We start from the raw sequence: 13,727 nt of genomic DNA, 5'->3' as shown, positions 1-13,727 counted from the left end.
CACGACCGGATGGCTCGCTCTCCAGCCAGCCGAGTCACGACCGGATGGGTCGCTTTCCAGCCTGCCGAGTCGGATGCTGGGTGGGCGAAGGACCGGGGGGTCGGGGGGCGGAGCCCCCTGAGGTTGGCGGGTGCCGAGGGCGTTGGCTCAGCCGACGGTCGCTACGGAACGTCGGCTCAGCTCGCGCACGCGGCGCGGCGCCATCGCATGCCGTTCACCTGTCCGGGCTCGTCGCCGATCACATAGCGGACCCGCCGCCCGTGCACCCGGCGCGCGGGAGCACGGCAGCCTCGGGGCCGGCAGCCACGGGCGAGGCGGGCATAGGGGTCCCGCGTCGCCGGGGTGATCGGAAGCATCATCAGGACCAGCCTAGCGGGAGATCAGCCCCGCCCGTGCCGCAGCGCGGGATGCTCGCCCGCGGCGACCAGGTCGGAGACGGCGGTCTTCGGGTCGCGGCCGGTGACCAGGGACTCGCCGACCAGGACCGCGTCGGCGCCGGCGTTGGCGTACGCGATCAGGTCGTGCGGGCCACGGACACCGGATTCGGCGACCTTGACGATGTGGTCCGGGATCTCCGGCGCGACCCGCTCGAACGTGCCGCGGTCGACCTCCAGGGTCTTCAGGTCGCGCGCGTTGACGCCGATGATCTTGGCGCCCGCGTCCACGGCCCGCTCGACCTCGTCCTCGTCGTGCACCTCGACGAGCGGGGTCAGCCCGATCGACACCGCCCGCTCGATCAGTGACTCCAGGGCCGGCTGGTCCAGGGCGGCCACGATCAGCAGCGCGAGGTCGGCGCCGTACGCGCGGGCCTCCCACAGCTGGTACGAGGTGACGATGAAGTCCTTGCGCAGCACCGGGATGTCGACGCGCGCGCGGACGGCCTCCAGGTCGGCCAGCGAGCCGCCGAAGCGGCGCTGTTCGGTGAGGACGGAGATGACGGCCGCGCCGCCCGCCTCGTAGTCCGCGGCGAGCCCGGCCGGGTCGGCGATAGCCGCCAACGCGCCCTTGGAGGGGCTGGAGCGCTTGACCTCGCAGATCACCTTCACGCCGTCGCCCTTGAGCGCGGCCACGCCGTCCTTGGCGGCGGGAGCCTTGGCCGCGCGCTCCTTGAGCTCGTCGAGGCTGACGCGTGCCTGCCGCTCCGCGAGGTCGGCACGGACTCCGTCGATGATCTCGTCGAGCACACTCACGCGAGCGGCCCCCTTTCATGACGGTGGTTCCTTCAGGTTTTGAAAACCCGTGGTCATTGCGATGGTATCCGCAGGAGCGCGGAGGCCTCGCATCCGGTGTACACCGGTCCCACTGGCTGGACGCCCACCACGTGATCAAGGATGCAACCAGCCCCCCGACGGGAGGTTCCGGACGGTGGTGAACACCAGCAGCAGCGCTCCGGCCGCCCACAGATGCGCCGTACGCAGGTCCATGCGCATCGGCCGGCCCCGCACCGTGCGGGCCACCCATACGGTCCACAGCACCGCGAAGCCCAGGTAGGCGGCCACACCGAGCACGTTGTCGCGCAGCGCGGCGAGGAGGTCGCCGTGGACGAAGGCGTGCGCGCTGCGCAGTCCGCCGCAGCCGGGGCAGTACAGGCCGGTGAGCCGGTACAGCGGGCAGACGGGGTAGTGACCGGGTTCGTTCGGGTCGACGGCGCCGACGTACGCGAAGGCCCCGGCGACGGCCGCGAGCAGCCCGCCCGGCACCGCGAGCCGACGCCACAGCGGACCGGCGGGGACGGCGGACGAAACGGCGGACGGGGTACTCACCCGAGCATTGTCTCCTCCGAGTCGGCACCACGCGCGCCGGCCCCCGTACACCGCGAGGGGCGGCCCGCCCCCTCTTCAGGTGCCGGGCCGCCCCTCGGGGAAGCTGTGGGTGCGGTCAGCTCTCCGCGCCGGCCGGCTCGCGGGTCGCGACGGGGGCGGCGCTCATCTTGAGGGGGGCCTGCTGCTTCTGGCCGAGGCCCATGGCGCGCATGATGCCGCCGACCACCGCGCCACCGAGGATGAGCACCATCCCGGCCCAGAAGCCGACGGGCTGGGCCATCACCATGAAGGCGCCCGCCACGCAGAAACCGATGAAGGAAATGATGACACCGGTCCAGGCGGCCGGGGTGTGACCGTGGCCGTGGCTGCTGCCCGCCATGTCTGTGCTCCTCGTTGCTGTGTACGTGTCCCAGGAGAGCCGCGTACATGTCGTACGGCTCCGAGCCCGCCCGTCACTGTCCGAGCCGGACGCTCGTCGTCCATTGTCCCGTACGCACGCGCGTGCCGGACGCGGGGGTGGCGTCTGATACACCACATCCGCGCCGCTCGGCTCAGGCCCCGGTCGGGTCCTCGCCGCGGTCCAGGGCCTTCCAGATCTCCTCGGGCCGCTCCGGGTCGGCCGGCCGTGCCGTGCGGCGCGGGCGGTCGGTGCCGCGTTCGTAGCGGCCGGACATGGCCGGCCACCGGCCGCCGAAGCGCAGCGCCAGCAGGCCGGCCAGCAGGATCAGCGCGCCGCCGGCGGCCGCGACGTAGGGCCAGCCGGTGTGGCTGAGCGCGGCGACGGTGGCGGAGGTGTCGCCGCTCGCCTGGGCGGCCTTCTCGTCCAGCGCGGAGTCGTCGGTGGCGGCCACGAGGGCGGCGGCCATGATGCCGGCGCCGGACAGGGCGAGCAGCCCGGCGACGACGAGCCGGCCGGCCCTGCGGACGGCGAAGACGGCGACGAGCGCGGCGAGGCCCACTATGGCGAGGGCCGCGGGAACGCCCGTGACGTCGCTGCCCTTGACGGTGAGCGGGAACGCGCCGCCGGCCACCGTCGCGGTGCCCTCCGCCCAGCGCTGCCGGGTCGCGAGCAGCGCCACGGCCGCGCCGAGCGCACCGCACAGGAGGGCCACGGCGAGGCTCCGCCGGCCGGACCGGGCGGGTGCGGCGGCTTCGGTACGGGGGTGAGGTACGGCAGTCACGTACTCCACTATCGCCTGAACCCCGGGCGAACCGTCACCCGGGGTTCGTATGAGAAGCACCCCACTTGCCGAGAAGCGCCCTACTTGCCCAGCCGGTTGGCCGTGTGGACGGCTCTGAGCACCGCCGCCGCCTTGTTGCGGCACTCCTGGTCCTCGGCGACCGGGTTCGAGTCGGCGACGATGCCCGCGCCCGCCTGGACGTACGCCGTGCCGTCGCGGAGCAGGGCCGTGCGGATGGCGATCGCGGTGTCGGAGTCGCCGGCGAAGTCCAGGTAGCCGACGCAGCCGCCGTACAGTCCGCGGCGGGACGGCTCCAGCTCGTCGATGATCTGCATCGCGCGGGGCTTGGGGGCACCGGAGAGGGTGCCCGCCGGGAAGCAGGCGGTGAGCACGTCGAAGGCCGTACGGCCCTCGGCCACCTTTCCGGTGACGGTCGAGACGATGTGCATCACGTGCGAGTAGCGCTCGATGGACATGAAGTCGACCACCTCGACCGAGCCGGGCTCGCAGACCCGGCCGAGGTCGTTGCGGCCGAGGTCGACGAGCATCAGGTGCTCGGCGCGCTCCTTGGGGTCGGCGAACAGTTCCTCGGCGAGGGCCTGGTCCTCCTGGGGGGTGGTCCCGCGGGGCCGGGTGCCGGCGATGGGGTGGACCATCGCGCGTCCGTCCTCGACCTTCACCAGGGCCTCGGGGGAGGAGCCGACGACGTCGAAGCCGTCGAAGCGGAAGAGATACATGTACGGCGAGGGGTTCGTGGCCCGCAGGACGCGGTAGACGTCGAGGGCGCTCGCCGTGCACGGGGTCTCGAAGCGCTGGGAGGGCACGACCTGGAAGGCCTCGCCGGCGCGGATGCGCTCCTTGATGTCCTCGACGGCCACCTGGTAGTCGGGGCCGCCCCACAACGCGGTGTATTCGGGCAGCTCGGAGGGCGGCAGCACGGCCGGCGGCTGGGCGACGGCCCGGGTGAGGTCGGCCTCCATGGCGTCGAGGCGGGCCACGGCGTCGGCGTAGGCCTCGTCCACGCCGGTGTCGAGGTCGTTGTGGTTGATCGCGTTGGCTATCAGCAGCACCGAGCCCTCCCAGTGGTCCATCACGGCGAGGTCGCTGGTCAGGAGCATGGTCAGCTCGGGGAGCCGCAGGTCGTCGCGCTCGCCGGGGCCGATCTTCTCCAGGCGGCGGACGATGTCGTAGCCCAGGTAGCCGACCATGCCGCCGGTGAAGGGCGGCAGGCCCTCCTGGCGCGGGGTGTGCAGGGCCTGGACCGTGGTGCGCAGGGCCTTCAGGGGGTCGCCGTCGACCGGGACGCCGACGGGCGGGGTGCCGAGCCAGTGGGCCTGTCCGTCGTGTTCCGTCAGGGTCCCGGCGGAGCGGACGCCGACGAAGGAGTACCGGGACCAGGAGCGGCCGTTCTCCGCGGACTCCAGCAGGAAGGTGCCGGGGCGCTCGGCGGCCAGCTTGCGGTAGAGCGCGACCGGGGTGTCGCCGTCGGCGAGGAGTTTGCGCGTGACCGGTATGACGCGCCGGTCGGTGGCGAGTTTACGGAAGCTCTCGAGGTCCATGGCGGCCCTACCGATCGGATGCCGCAGCGGCGGCATCGGCGTCCTTGAGGAGTACGTCCTCGTCGAAGCAGGTGCGCGCGCCGGTGTGGCAGGCCGCGCCCACCTGGTCGACCTTGACGAGCACGGTGTCGGCGTCGCAGTCCAGCGCGACCGACTTCACCCACTGGTAGTGGCCCGAGGTGTCGCCCTTGACCCAGTACTCCTGGCGGCTGCGGGACCAGTAGGTGCAGCGGCCGGTGGTCAGCGTGCGGTGCAGCGCCTCGTCGTCCATCCAGCCGAGCATGAGCACCTCACCGGTGTCGTACTGCTGGGCGATGGCGGGGAGGAGGCCGTCGGCGCTGCGCTTGAGGCGGGCCGCGAGCTCCGGGTCGAGGCTGCTGGGCCGGGGCGTCCCGGTCGTACTGGTCATGTGTGCCATTGTGCCGCGCGGGTACGACCTGCCCGTGCCATGTCCACTGCGCGGACTGGGCGGCTGGTCGTAGGCTGACCCCATGTCGACCTTCGCCAAGCGTGAACGGCTGCTGCTCGCCGACCTCTTGGAAACCGTCGGTCCGGACGCCGAGACCCTCTGCGAGGGCTGGCGGACCCGGGACCTGGCCGCGCATGTGATCGTGCGCGAGCGCCGTCCGGACGCGGCCGGCGGCACGCTGATCAAGCAGCTCGCGCCGCGCCTGGAGAAGGTGATGGCCGAGTACACCGCGAAGCCGTACGAGGAGCTGATCCAGCTGATCCGTACCGGCCCGCCGCGATTCTCGCCGTTCCAGCTCAAGCAGGTCGACGAGGCGGCCAACATCGTCGAGTTCTACGTCCACACCGAGGACGTGCGCCGCGCCCAGCCGGACTGGAGCCCGCGCGAGCTCGACCCGGTCTTCCAGGACGCCCTGTGGTCCCGGCTGGAGCGCACGGCGCGGCTGGTGGCCCGGGGTGTGCCGACGGGTCTGGTGCTGCGCCGCCCGGACGGGCAGACGGCGGTGGCGCACCGGGGCGCGCCGGTGGTGACGGTGACCGGTGAGCCGTCGGAGCTGCTGATGTTCGCCTTCGGCCGGCAGGACGCGGCCGAGGTGCAGGTGGACGGCGAGGCGGACGCGATCAGCAAGCTGCACGATTCCAGGCAGCTGGGCATCTGAGGAGGCCGCCGCCATGATCAAGGTCGCGATGACCGGGGTGTACGTGGACGACGTGGCGAGGGCGCACGCCTTCTACACGGAGGTGCTCGGCTTCGAGACCCGTATCCACATGGACCTCGGCAACGGCACGCTGTTCGTGACGGTCGGGGCACCCCAGGGCGCCCAGCCGGACCTCCAGCTGCTGCTGGAGCCCGGCCAGGGGCCCATCGCCGAGCCGTACCGCAGGGCGCTGTACGAGGCGGGCATCCCGTGCATCGTCTTCTCCGTGGACGACCTCGGGGCGGAGTACGAGCGGCTGACCGGCCGGGGTGTGCGGTTCACGCACGAGCCGCGGGAGCAGGGGCCGGTGCTCGCGGCGGTCTTCGACGACACCTGCGGCAATCTGGTGCAGCTGGTTCAGCCGAAGGAGTGAACCGCGGTCAGCCGGGGAGTTCGGCGCGGCGCAGCTCGCGTGCGCCCAAGCCCACCACTCCGGCGAGGGCGCACACCGCCGCGCAGGCCGCGAACACCGGGCCGGTGCCCCACAGGGCGACGGCCGCGCCGACCACGGGGAAGGTGAGCGGTGCGAGGCCGAATCCGGCCAGCGTGGCGACGGCGGTGACCCGGCCGGTGTAGGCGGCACCGGCCCGCGCCTGCACCAGCGCGCCGCACAGAGCCCCGGCCAGACCGGCCGAGACGCCGACGAGCACGGCGACACCGGCCGCCGCGGCGACGGACGCCACCTGGGCGAGCGCGCCGATGGCCACGGCCGACACGAGGTTCGCCACCGCGGACACGGCAGCCGCGCGGGGCAGGCGGCCACGCCAGGAGAGCAGCAGCGACGCGGCCCCGGCGCCGGTGCCGAAGCCGGCCAGGACCCAGCCGAGCCCTGCCGAGCCCCAGGCGCGCTGCTGGGCCAGGAGGGTCAGCCCGAGGTTCATCGGGCCGACGAAGCCGAGGTCGCTGAGGGTGATGGCGAGCAGCAGCGGGCGAAGCACCGGGTCCCGCCGGATGTGCCGCAGCCCGTCCCGCAGCTCGGCCAGGACCGCGCGCCGGCCGGGCGTGTCGTCGGGTGGCAGCGGGCCGGTGCGGACCGTGAGCAGCGCCGGCAGGGAGACGCCGACGAGCAGCGCCGCGAGACCGAACGCACCGGCTGTGCCGCCGAGGGCGATGCCGAGGCCGCCGAGGGGGCCGCCGAGGATGTTCGCGAGGCGGGTGGCGAGGCCCCGCATGCCCTGCACCCGGGCGAGCTGGCCGCGCCCGGTGATCCGCGCGGGCAGCGACCCGGCGGCGGGCAGGAACACGGCGTCCACGATCCCGAACAGCACGGCGATCGCGCCGAGCGCCCCGAGGCCGGGGCGGGTGGCGAGGAGGAGTCCGGCGGCGGCGAGGACGACGGCGCCGCGCACCGCCGTACTGGCGAGGACGACACGGCGCGGCCCGTAGCGGTCGGCCACCACTCCCCCGAACGGCATCAGCAGGACGCGTGGCAGCGCAGCGGCCGCGGTGACCAGGCCGGCCTGGGCCGGGGTGCCGGAGCGTACGGCGGCCCAGGACAGGGCGAGGTAGTAGACGTTGTCGCCGATCGCCGACGCGCTGTAGGCGCCGAGCCAGCGCAGGACGTTGGGGTCGCGGTGGGCGGCGCGCTCCGCGGTGGCGGTGTCCGCGGAGGTGGCCGCTGACGTAGGCATGTCAGCCGTTCAGATCCGGAAAGGGAACGCGTAGGTGTGCACCGCGACGTTCTCGCGGCCCTCGGTGTCCCCGGCGGCGGCAGCGGCCCGGCCCCGCTCCTCGTACCTGCGGACGAGGTCGTACATCGTGCGGTTGAGCTCGGTCAGTTCGTCCGCCGTGAGCTTCAGCAGCCATTCCGAGGAGTCGGCCGCCGTCGTCCACGCGTCGCTCCAGTGGGCGCGTTCGTCCAGATGGCGCCGGTACATGTCGGCTCGCTGCTCGAAGAACAGGCGGCTGGCCGCGGTATGTGCGGCGGCCTTCTCGGGTGCGTCGCGGAAGTCTTCGTCGTGGATGGACACTCCCTCCGACGCCGGCTGCCACCAGCGTTCCCGGCCGTCCGCGCTCTGTGGTTCGGCCTCCTCGATGAGCTGGTGCTCGGCCAGTTTGCGCAGGTGATAGCTGACCAGGGACACGGCCTCGTCCACCTGTTCGGAGAGCTGTGAGGCCGTCGCCGTACGAGCGATGACGAGCGCCCGGTACAGCTGCGCCCGCGTGGGATGCGCGAGCGCCTTCAGCGTGCCCACGTCCTTGATCCGGCGGTCTCTCTCCCTGTCTGGCATGACTCCACGCTAGATACGAAAGAGAATTTGCACAACATATTTTGCGCAACTTCTCTTTCGCGTTTGCCCGCGAAGAGGCCCCGGCGGCAGCCCGCCGGGGCCGGTACGCGCGCTAGCGGACGGGGTGGCCCGCCTCCCGCAGCGTCTGCTTCACCTGGCCGATCCGCAGATCACCGAAGTGGAAGACGGAGGCCGCGAGCACCGCGTCCGCGCCCGCCGTGATGGCCGGCGGGAAGTCGGCCAGCTTGCCGGCGCCGCCGGAGGCGATCACGGGGACGGTGACGTGCTTGCGGACGGCGGCGATCATCTCCAGGTCGTAGCCGTCCTTGGTGCCGTCCGCGTCCATCGAATTCAGCAGGATCTCGCCCGCGCCCAGCTCGGCGGCCCGGTGCGCCCACTCCACGGCGTCGATGCCGGTACCGCGTCGGCCGCCGTGGGTGGTGACCTCGAAGGACCCCGACCCGGTGCGGCGGGCGTCCACCGACAGGACCAGCACCTGGCGGCCGAAGCGCTCGGCGATCTCGCGGATCAGCTCGGGGCGGGCGATCGCGGCGGTGTTCACGCCCACCTTGTCGGCGCCCGCCCGCAGCAGCCTGTCCACGTCCTCGGCCGTACGGACACCGCCGCCGACCGTCAGCGGGATGAACACCTGCTCCGCGGTGCGGCGCACCACGTCGTACGTCGTCTCCCGGTTGCCCGAGGACGCGGTGATGTCCAGGAAGGTCAGCTCGTCGGCGCCCTCGGCGTCGTACACCTTGGCCATCTCGACAGGGTCGCCCGCGTCGCGCAGGTTCTGGAAGTTGACGCCCTTGACGACCCGGCCGTTGTCCACGTCCAGGCAGGGGATGACTCGGACCGCCAGGGTCATGACTGCTCAGGCTCCTCTGAATGCTTCAAGCTCTACTTCGACCAGGATGCGCGGATCGACGAAGCCCTCGACCACCAGCAGGGTCGTACACGGGCGCACGGAGTCGAACAGCTCCTTGTGGGCCCGCCCCGCCTCGTCGACGTCGCGCACATGGCTCAGGTACATACGGGTGCGGATCACGGAGTCGAGGCCGAGCCCGAACTCCTTCAGCGCTTCGAGGGCGTTGCCGAAGGCGACCTTGGTCTGCTCGTACGGGTCGCCCTCGCCGTAGAGCACCCTGCCCTTGAAGGACGTGGTGCCGCCCACGGACACCCGGTCGCCGGCCGCCACGGCGCGCGCGAAACCGAAACTCTCTTCCCAGGGGCTTCCGCTCTGCACGCGCCGCACGGCATCGGTCATGACGACACAGCCTCCAAGGCCTCTTCCAGGGTGAACGCCTTCGCGTACAGGGCCTTCCCGACAATGGCGCCCTCGACACCGAGGGGTACCAGCTCGGCGATGGCGCGGAGGTCGTCCAGGGACGACACGCCACCGGAGGCCACGACCGGGCGGTCCGTCGCCGCGCAGACGTTCTTCAGCAGCTGAAGGTTCGGGCCCTGCAGCGTGCCGTCCTTGGCGATGTCGGTGACGACGTAACGGGCGCAGCCCTCCTTGTCGAGGCGCTCCAGCGTCTCGTAGAGGTCGCCGCCGTCGCGGGTCCAGCCGCGGCCGCGCAGGGTCGTGCCGCGCACGTCGAGGCCGACCGCGATCTTGTCGCCGTGCTCGGCGATGACCTTGGCGACCCACTCCGGGGTCTCCAGGGCGGCCGTGCCGAGGTTCACCCGGGTGCAGCCGGTGGCCAGGGCGGCGGCCAGCGAGGCGTCGTCCCGGATGCCGCCGGACAGCTCCACCTTGATGTCCATCGCCTTGGTGACCTCGGCGATCAGCTCGCGGTTGTCGCCGGTGCCGAAGGCCGCGTCCAGGTCGACCAGGTGCAGCCACTCGGCGCCGGAGCGCTGCCAGGCGAGGGCGGCCTCCAGCGGGGAGCCGTAGGAGGTCTCGGTCCCGGACTCACCGTGCACGAGGCGGACGGCCTGGCCGTCACGGACGTCGACGGCGGGGAGGAGTTCGAGCTTGGCCATGTCTCTACAGGGTTCCGATCCAGTTGGTGAGGAGCTGGGCACCGGCGTCGCCGGACTTCTCGGGGTGGAACTGGGTGGCCCACAGGGCGCCGTTCTCCACGGCGGCCACGAACGGCTTGCCGTGCGTCGACCAGGTCACCCTGGGGGGCGCGATCACCGGGTTGTTCGTCTCCAGGGCCCAGTCGTGGACGGCGTAGGAGTGCACGAAGTAGAAGCGGGCGTCGGCGTCGAGGCCGGCGAACAGCTCCGAGTCGGCCGGGGCCTCGACGGTGTTCCAGCCCATGTGGGGCACGACGTCGGCCTGGAGCGGGGCGACCGTGCCGGGCCACTCGTCCAGGCCCTCCGCCTCCACACCGTGCTCGATGCCGCGCGCGAACAGGATCTGCATGCCGACGCAGATGCCCATCACGGGCCGTCCGCCGGACAGCCGGCGGTCCACCACCCAGTCACCGCGGGCGGCGCGCAGGCCCCGCATACAGGCGGCGAAGGCTCCGACGCCGGGCACGAGCAGGCCGTCGGCGTTCATGGCCCGGTCGAAGTCACGCGTGATCTCGACCTCGGCGCCCACGCGCGCGAGGGCACGCTCGGCGGAACGGACGTTGCCGAAGCCGTAGTCGAAGACGACGACCTTCTTCGCGGCAGTGCTCAATTCCACACCCCCAGCCGCATGACGCCCGCGACCAGGCACATGCCCGCGCCGATGGAGAGCAGCACGATCAGGCTCCTGGGCATCTTCTGCTTGGCGAAGGAGATGATCCCGCCGACCAGGAAGAGGCCGACGACGATCAGCAGGGTGGAGAGGCCGTTCATGGGTCTACAGCGCGCCCTTCGTGGAGGGGAGGATGCCGGCCGCGCGCGGGTCGCGCTCGGAGGCGTAACGCAGCGCCCGGGCCAGCGCCTTGAACTGGCACTCCACGATGTGGTGCGCGTTGCGCCCGTACGGCACGTGCACGTGCAGCGCGATCTGCGCCTGGGCGACGAAGGACTCCAGTATGTGCCGGGTCATCGTCGTGTCGTACTCGCCGATCATCGGCGCCATGTTCTCGGGCTCGGTGTGCACGAGGTACGGGCGGCCGGACAGGTCGACGGTGACCTGGGCGAGGGACTCGTCCAGCGGGACCGTGCAGTTGCCGAATCGATAAATCCCCACCTTGTCGCCGAGCGCCTGCTTGAAGGCGGCACCGAGCGCGAGGGCGGTGTCCTCGATGGTGTGGTGCGAGTCGATGTGCAGGTCGCCGTCGGTCTTCACGGTCAGGTCGAACAGACCGTGCCGGCCGAGCTGGTCGAGCATGTGGTCGTAGAAGCCGACGCCGGTGGCGATGTCGGTTCTGCCGGTGCCGTCGAGATCGATCTCGACCAGGACCGAGGTCTCCTTGGTCGTGCGCTCCACGCGTCCCACGCGGCTCATGCCTCAAGCTCCTTCTTCAACTCACGGACCGCGTCGAGGAACGCGTCGTTCTCCTCCGGGGTGCCGGCGGACACCCGCAGCCACCCCGGTACGCCGTTGTCCCGGACCAGGACGCCCCGGTCGAGGATCTTCCGCCAGACCTCGTGGGCGTCGGCGAACCGCCCGAACTGCACGAAGTTGGCGTCGGACTCGGTGACCTGGTAACCGATCGCGCGCAGCTCGGCGACCAGCCGGTCCCGCTCCGCCTTCAGCTGCTCGACGTAACCGAGCAGCGTGTCGGTGTGCTCCAGCGCGGCCAGGGCGGTCGCCTGGGTGATCGCCGACAGGTGGTACGGCAGCCGTACCAGCTGGACGGCGTCCACGACCGCCGGGTCGGCGGCGAGATAGCCGAGGCGCAGGCCCGCCGCGCCGAACGCCTTCGACATCGTGCGGGAGATCACCAGGTTCGGGCGGCCCGCCAGCAGCGGCAGCAGCGAGTCGCCGTGGCTGAACTCGATGTACGCCTCGTCCACGATCACCATCGACGGCTTGGCCGCCTGCGCCGCCTCGAACAGCGCGAGGACCGTCTGAGGCGGGACCGCGTTGCCCGTGGGGTTGTTGGGGGTGGTGATGAAGACGACGTCCGGCTTGTGCTCGGCGATCGCCTCGACGGCCGCCGCGACGTCGATCGTGAAGTCCTCGTTGCGCGGACCGGAGATCCAGCCCGTGCCGGTGCCGCGCGCGATGAGCGCGTGCATCGAGTACGACGGCTCGAAGCCGATCGCCGTACGGCCCGGTCCGCCGAAGGTCTGCAGCAGCTGCTGGATGACCTCGTTGGAGCCGTTGGCGGCCCACACGTTCTCGAGGCCGAGGGGGTACTTGCCGGTCTTCGTCAGGTACGCGGCCAGCTCGGTGCGCAGCTGGACCGCGTCCCGGTCGGGGTAGCGGTTCAGGTCGCGGGCGGCCTCCCGCACCCGCTCCGCGATCCGCTCGACCAGCGGCTCGGGCAGCGGGTAGGGGTTCTCGTTGGTGTTCAGCCGTACGGGAACGTCCAACTGGGGCGCGCCGTAAGGGGACTTGCCGCGCAGCTCGTCCCGTACGGGGAGATCGTCGATGCGGGTCACTTGCCTTCTGGAACCTTCCAACCGAACCGAGCCTTGATCGCGGCGCCGTGCGCCGGCAGGTCCTCCGCCTCCGCCAGCGTCACCACGTGGTGGGCCACGTCGGCGAGCGCGTCCTTCGTGTAGTCGACGATGTGGATGCCGCGCAGGAAGGACTGGACGGACAGGCCCGAGGAGTGGCAGGCGCAGCCACCGGTGGGCAGGACGTGGTTGGACCCCGCCGCGTAGTCGCCGAGCGAGACCGGGGCCCAGGGGCCGATGAAGATCGCGCCGGCGTTCTTCACCCGGTCGGCCACCGCGGCGGCGTCGGCGGTCTGGATCTCCAGGTGCTCGGCACCGTAGGCGTCGACGACCCGCAGACCCTCTTCCAGGCCGTCCACGAGGACGATCGCGGACTGCCGGCCCTTCAGCGCGGGCACGATCCGGTCCTCGATGTGCTTGGTGGCCGCTACCTGCGGCTGAAGCTCCTTCTCCACCGCCTCCGCCAGCTCGACGGAGTCGGTGACCAGCACGGCCGCCGCGAGCGGGTCGTGCTCGGCCTGGCTGATCAGGTCCGAGGCCACGTGCACCGGGTCGGCGGTGTCGTCCGCGAGGATCGCGATCTCGGTCGGGCCGGCCTCGGCGTCGATGCCGATCTTCCCGGTGAAGAAACGCTTGGCGGCGGCGACCCAGATGTTGCCTGGGCCGGTCACCATGTCGGCGGGCGGGCAGGACTCGGTGCCGTAGGCGAACATCGCGACGGCAGTGGCACCGCCGGCCGCGTACACCTCGTCCACGCCGAGCAGGGCGCACGCGGCGAGGATCGTCGGGTGCGGCAGCCCGGCGAACTCGGCCTGCGGCGGCGAGGCGAGCGCGATCGACCCGACACCGGCCTCCTGGGCCGGTACGGCGTTCATGATCACGGACGACGGGTACACGGACCGGCCGCCCGGCGCGTACAGCCCGACACGCTCGACCGGCACCCACTTCTCGGTCACCGAACCGCCGGGCACGACCTGCGTGGTGTGCGTGCCGCGGCGCTGCTCGCGGTGGACCAGACGGGCGCGGCGGATGGACTCCTCCAGCGCGGCGCGCACGGCCGGGTCGAGAGCCTCCAGGGCGTCGGTGAGGGCCTGGGCCGGGACACGGACGGATTCCAGCCGTACTCCGTCGAACCTCTCGGCGAAGTCGATCAGCGCCGCGTCGCCGCGATGATGCACGGCCTCGCAGATCGGACGCACCTTCTCCAGGGCGGCCGAAACGTCGAAGTCGGCCCGGGGCAGCAGGTCGCGCAGGGCGGGGCCCTCGGGAAGGGCGTCGCCACGCAGATCGATTCGGGAAATCACAGTCC

At 72.0% G+C, this 13,727-nt stretch carries 19 protein-coding genes; 2 read left to right on the top strand and 17 right to left on the bottom strand.

Annotated features, from left to right (window positions below; translation table 11 throughout):
- Nucleotides 1–176 precede the first annotated feature (176 nt).
- The 7 genes from trpM to hisI all read right to left on the bottom strand — a co-directional run bounded on the left by trpM (nucleotide 177) and on the right by hisI (nucleotide 4,912).
- Nucleotides 177–359, bottom strand: coding sequence for a tryptophan biosynthesis modulator TrpM (gene trpM / locus BFF78_RS43825; protein ID WP_079161551.1), 183 nt, complete (start codon nucleotides 357–359; stop codon nucleotides 177–179).
- Nucleotides 360–380: 21 nt separating this feature from the next.
- A complete protein-coding gene (trpC, locus tag BFF78_RS30985) occupies nucleotides 381–1,190 on the bottom strand; it encodes an indole-3-glycerol phosphate synthase TrpC (RefSeq protein ID WP_069781435.1) in 810 nt (269 codons plus the stop codon).
- A 135-nt stretch (nucleotides 1,191–1,325) separates the two neighbouring features.
- Nucleotides 1,326–1,763 carry a DUF2752 domain-containing protein gene (locus tag BFF78_RS30980; protein WP_069781434.1) on the bottom strand — a complete coding sequence of 146 codons (438 nt, stop codon included), beginning with the start codon at nucleotides 1,761–1,763 and terminating at the stop codon, nucleotides 1,326–1,328.
- Between the two features lie 115 nt (nucleotides 1,764–1,878).
- Nucleotides 1,879–2,142, bottom strand: a complete 264-nt coding sequence (locus BFF78_RS30975; RefSeq protein WP_069781433.1) for an HGxxPAAW family protein — start codon at nucleotides 2,140–2,142, stop codon at nucleotides 1,879–1,881.
- Nucleotides 2,143–2,314: 172 nt separating this feature from the next.
- Nucleotides 2,315–2,953: a TIGR02234 family membrane protein gene (locus tag BFF78_RS30970; RefSeq protein ID WP_079161550.1), complete on the bottom strand. Its 639-nt coding sequence runs from the start codon at nucleotides 2,951–2,953 to the stop codon at nucleotides 2,315–2,317.
- A gap of 71 nt (nucleotides 2,954–3,024) precedes the next feature.
- Nucleotides 3,025–4,503 (bottom strand): anthranilate synthase component I, encoded by a 1,479-nt coding sequence (locus BFF78_RS30965; protein ID WP_069783923.1) that lies wholly within the window; start codon nucleotides 4,501–4,503, stop codon nucleotides 3,025–3,027.
- A 7-nt stretch (nucleotides 4,504–4,510) separates the two neighbouring features.
- Nucleotides 4,511–4,912 (bottom strand): phosphoribosyl-AMP cyclohydrolase, encoded by a 402-nt coding sequence (gene hisI, locus BFF78_RS30960; RefSeq protein WP_069781431.1) that lies wholly within the window; start codon nucleotides 4,910–4,912, stop codon nucleotides 4,511–4,513.
- Nucleotides 4,913–4,994: 82 nt separating this feature from the next.
- Here hisI and BFF78_RS30955 point away from each other — a divergent pair, with 82 nt between their 5' ends.
- Complete coding sequence (locus tag BFF78_RS30955; RefSeq protein WP_069781430.1) at nucleotides 4,995–5,630, top strand: TIGR03085 family metal-binding protein; 636 nt, start codon at nucleotides 4,995–4,997, stop codon at nucleotides 5,628–5,630.
- 13 nt (nucleotides 5,631–5,643) lie between these two features.
- Nucleotides 5,644–6,042: a VOC family protein gene (locus BFF78_RS30950; RefSeq protein WP_069781429.1), complete on the top strand. Its 399-nt coding sequence runs from the start codon at nucleotides 5,644–5,646 to the stop codon at nucleotides 6,040–6,042.
- A 7-nt stretch (nucleotides 6,043–6,049) separates the two neighbouring features.
- On the opposite strand, the gene BFF78_RS30945 is transcribed toward BFF78_RS30950, so the two are convergent.
- The 10 genes from BFF78_RS30945 to hisD all read right to left on the bottom strand — a co-directional run bounded on the left by BFF78_RS30945 (nucleotide 6,050) and on the right by hisD (nucleotide 13,722).
- Nucleotides 6,050–7,300, bottom strand: coding sequence for an MFS transporter (locus BFF78_RS30945; RefSeq protein ID WP_069781428.1), 1,251 nt, complete (start codon nucleotides 7,298–7,300; stop codon nucleotides 6,050–6,052).
- Nucleotides 7,301–7,309: 9 nt separating this feature from the next.
- Nucleotides 7,310–7,900: a helix-turn-helix domain-containing protein gene (locus BFF78_RS30940; protein WP_069781427.1), complete on the bottom strand. Its 591-nt coding sequence runs from the start codon at nucleotides 7,898–7,900 to the stop codon at nucleotides 7,310–7,312.
- A gap of 112 nt (nucleotides 7,901–8,012) precedes the next feature.
- Entirely contained in the window at nucleotides 8,013–8,768 is a 756-nt protein-coding gene (gene hisF, locus BFF78_RS30935) for an imidazole glycerol phosphate synthase subunit HisF (protein ID WP_069781426.1), read from the bottom strand.
- A 6-nt stretch (nucleotides 8,769–8,774) separates the two neighbouring features.
- Entirely contained in the window at nucleotides 8,775–9,167 is a 393-nt protein-coding gene (locus BFF78_RS30930; RefSeq protein ID WP_069781425.1) for a RidA family protein, read from the bottom strand.
- Entirely contained in the window at nucleotides 9,164–9,889 is a 726-nt protein-coding gene (gene priA, locus BFF78_RS30925; RefSeq protein WP_069781424.1) for a bifunctional 1-(5-phosphoribosyl)-5-((5-phosphoribosylamino)methylideneamino)imidazole-4-carboxamide isomerase/phosphoribosylanthranilate isomerase PriA, read from the bottom strand. The genes BFF78_RS30930 and priA overlap by 4 nt, the downstream gene beginning before the upstream one ends.
- A 4-nt stretch (nucleotides 9,890–9,893) precedes the next feature.
- Nucleotides 9,894–10,544 carry an imidazole glycerol phosphate synthase subunit HisH gene (gene hisH / locus BFF78_RS30920; protein ID WP_079161549.1) on the bottom strand — a complete coding sequence of 217 codons (651 nt, stop codon included), beginning with the start codon at nucleotides 10,542–10,544 and terminating at the stop codon, nucleotides 9,894–9,896.
- The gene (locus BFF78_RS47035; RefSeq protein ID WP_165289384.1) at nucleotides 10,535–10,699 is read right to left on the bottom strand and encodes a hypothetical protein; all 165 of its coding nucleotides are present in this window, start codon (nucleotides 10,697–10,699) and stop codon (nucleotides 10,535–10,537) included. Before BFF78_RS47035 ends, hisH begins: the two co-directional genes overlap by 10 nt.
- Nucleotides 10,700–10,703: 4 nt before the next feature.
- Complete coding sequence (gene hisB, locus BFF78_RS30915) at nucleotides 10,704–11,297, bottom strand: imidazoleglycerol-phosphate dehydratase HisB (protein ID WP_030783530.1); 594 nt, start codon at nucleotides 11,295–11,297, stop codon at nucleotides 10,704–10,706.
- The gene (locus tag BFF78_RS30910; protein WP_069781422.1) at nucleotides 11,294–12,400 is read right to left on the bottom strand and encodes a histidinol-phosphate transaminase; all 1,107 of its coding nucleotides are present in this window, start codon (nucleotides 12,398–12,400) and stop codon (nucleotides 11,294–11,296) included. The genes hisB and BFF78_RS30910 overlap by 4 nt, the downstream gene beginning before the upstream one ends.
- The gene (gene hisD / locus BFF78_RS30905) at nucleotides 12,397–13,722 is read right to left on the bottom strand and encodes a histidinol dehydrogenase (RefSeq protein WP_069781421.1); all 1,326 of its coding nucleotides are present in this window, start codon (nucleotides 13,720–13,722) and stop codon (nucleotides 12,397–12,399) included. The genes BFF78_RS30910 and hisD overlap by 4 nt, the downstream gene beginning before the upstream one ends.
- Nucleotides 13,723–13,727: the final 5 nt, after the last annotated feature.

It is taken from the genome of Streptomyces fodineus (genome assembly GCF_001735805.1).
GTDB classification, from domain to species: Bacteria; Actinomycetota; Actinomycetes; order Streptomycetales; family Streptomycetaceae; genus Streptomyces; species Streptomyces fodineus.
Note: the sequence above shows the minus strand (reverse complement) of the source record. Positions and strands in the feature narration are given on the sequence as shown.

Bases quoted from the DNA above. Each gene is read 5' to 3' on its own strand.
- trpM (WP_079161551.1), bottom strand. From the start codon at position 359: ATGATGCTTCCGATCACCCCGGCGACGCGGGACCCCTATGCCCGCCTC.
- BFF78_RS30975 (WP_069781433.1), bottom strand. From the start codon at position 2,142: ATGGCGGGCAGCAGCCACGGCCACGGTCACACCCCGGCCGCCTGGACC.
- BFF78_RS30965 (WP_069783923.1), bottom strand. From the start codon at position 4,503: ATGGACCTCGAGAGCTTCCGTAAACTCGCCACCGACCGGCGCGTCATA.
- hisI (WP_069781431.1), bottom strand. From the start codon at position 4,912: ATGACCAGTACGACCGGGACGCCCCGGCCCAGCAGCCTCGACCCGGAG.
- BFF78_RS30955 (WP_069781430.1), top strand. From the start codon at position 4,995: ATGTCGACCTTCGCCAAGCGTGAACGGCTGCTGCTCGCCGACCTCTTG.
- BFF78_RS30950 (WP_069781429.1), top strand. From the start codon at position 5,644: ATGATCAAGGTCGCGATGACCGGGGTGTACGTGGACGACGTGGCGAGG.
- BFF78_RS30945 (WP_069781428.1), bottom strand. From the start codon at position 7,300: ATGCCTACGTCAGCGGCCACCTCCGCGGACACCGCCACCGCGGAGCGC.
- BFF78_RS30940 (WP_069781427.1), bottom strand. From the start codon at position 7,900: ATGCCAGACAGGGAGAGAGACCGCCGGATCAAGGACGTGGGCACGCTG.
- hisF (WP_069781426.1), bottom strand. From the start codon at position 8,768: ATGACCCTGGCGGTCCGAGTCATCCCCTGCCTGGACGTGGACAACGGC.
- BFF78_RS30930 (WP_069781425.1), bottom strand. From the start codon at position 9,167: ATGACCGATGCCGTGCGGCGCGTGCAGAGCGGAAGCCCCTGGGAAGAG.
- priA (WP_069781424.1), bottom strand. From the start codon at position 9,889: ATGGCCAAGCTCGAACTCCTCCCCGCCGTCGACGTCCGTGACGGCCAG.
- BFF78_RS47035 (WP_165289384.1), bottom strand. From the start codon at position 10,699: ATGAACGGCCTCTCCACCCTGCTGATCGTCGTCGGCCTCTTCCTGGTC.
- hisB (WP_030783530.1), bottom strand. From the start codon at position 11,297: ATGAGCCGCGTGGGACGCGTGGAGCGCACGACCAAGGAGACCTCGGTC.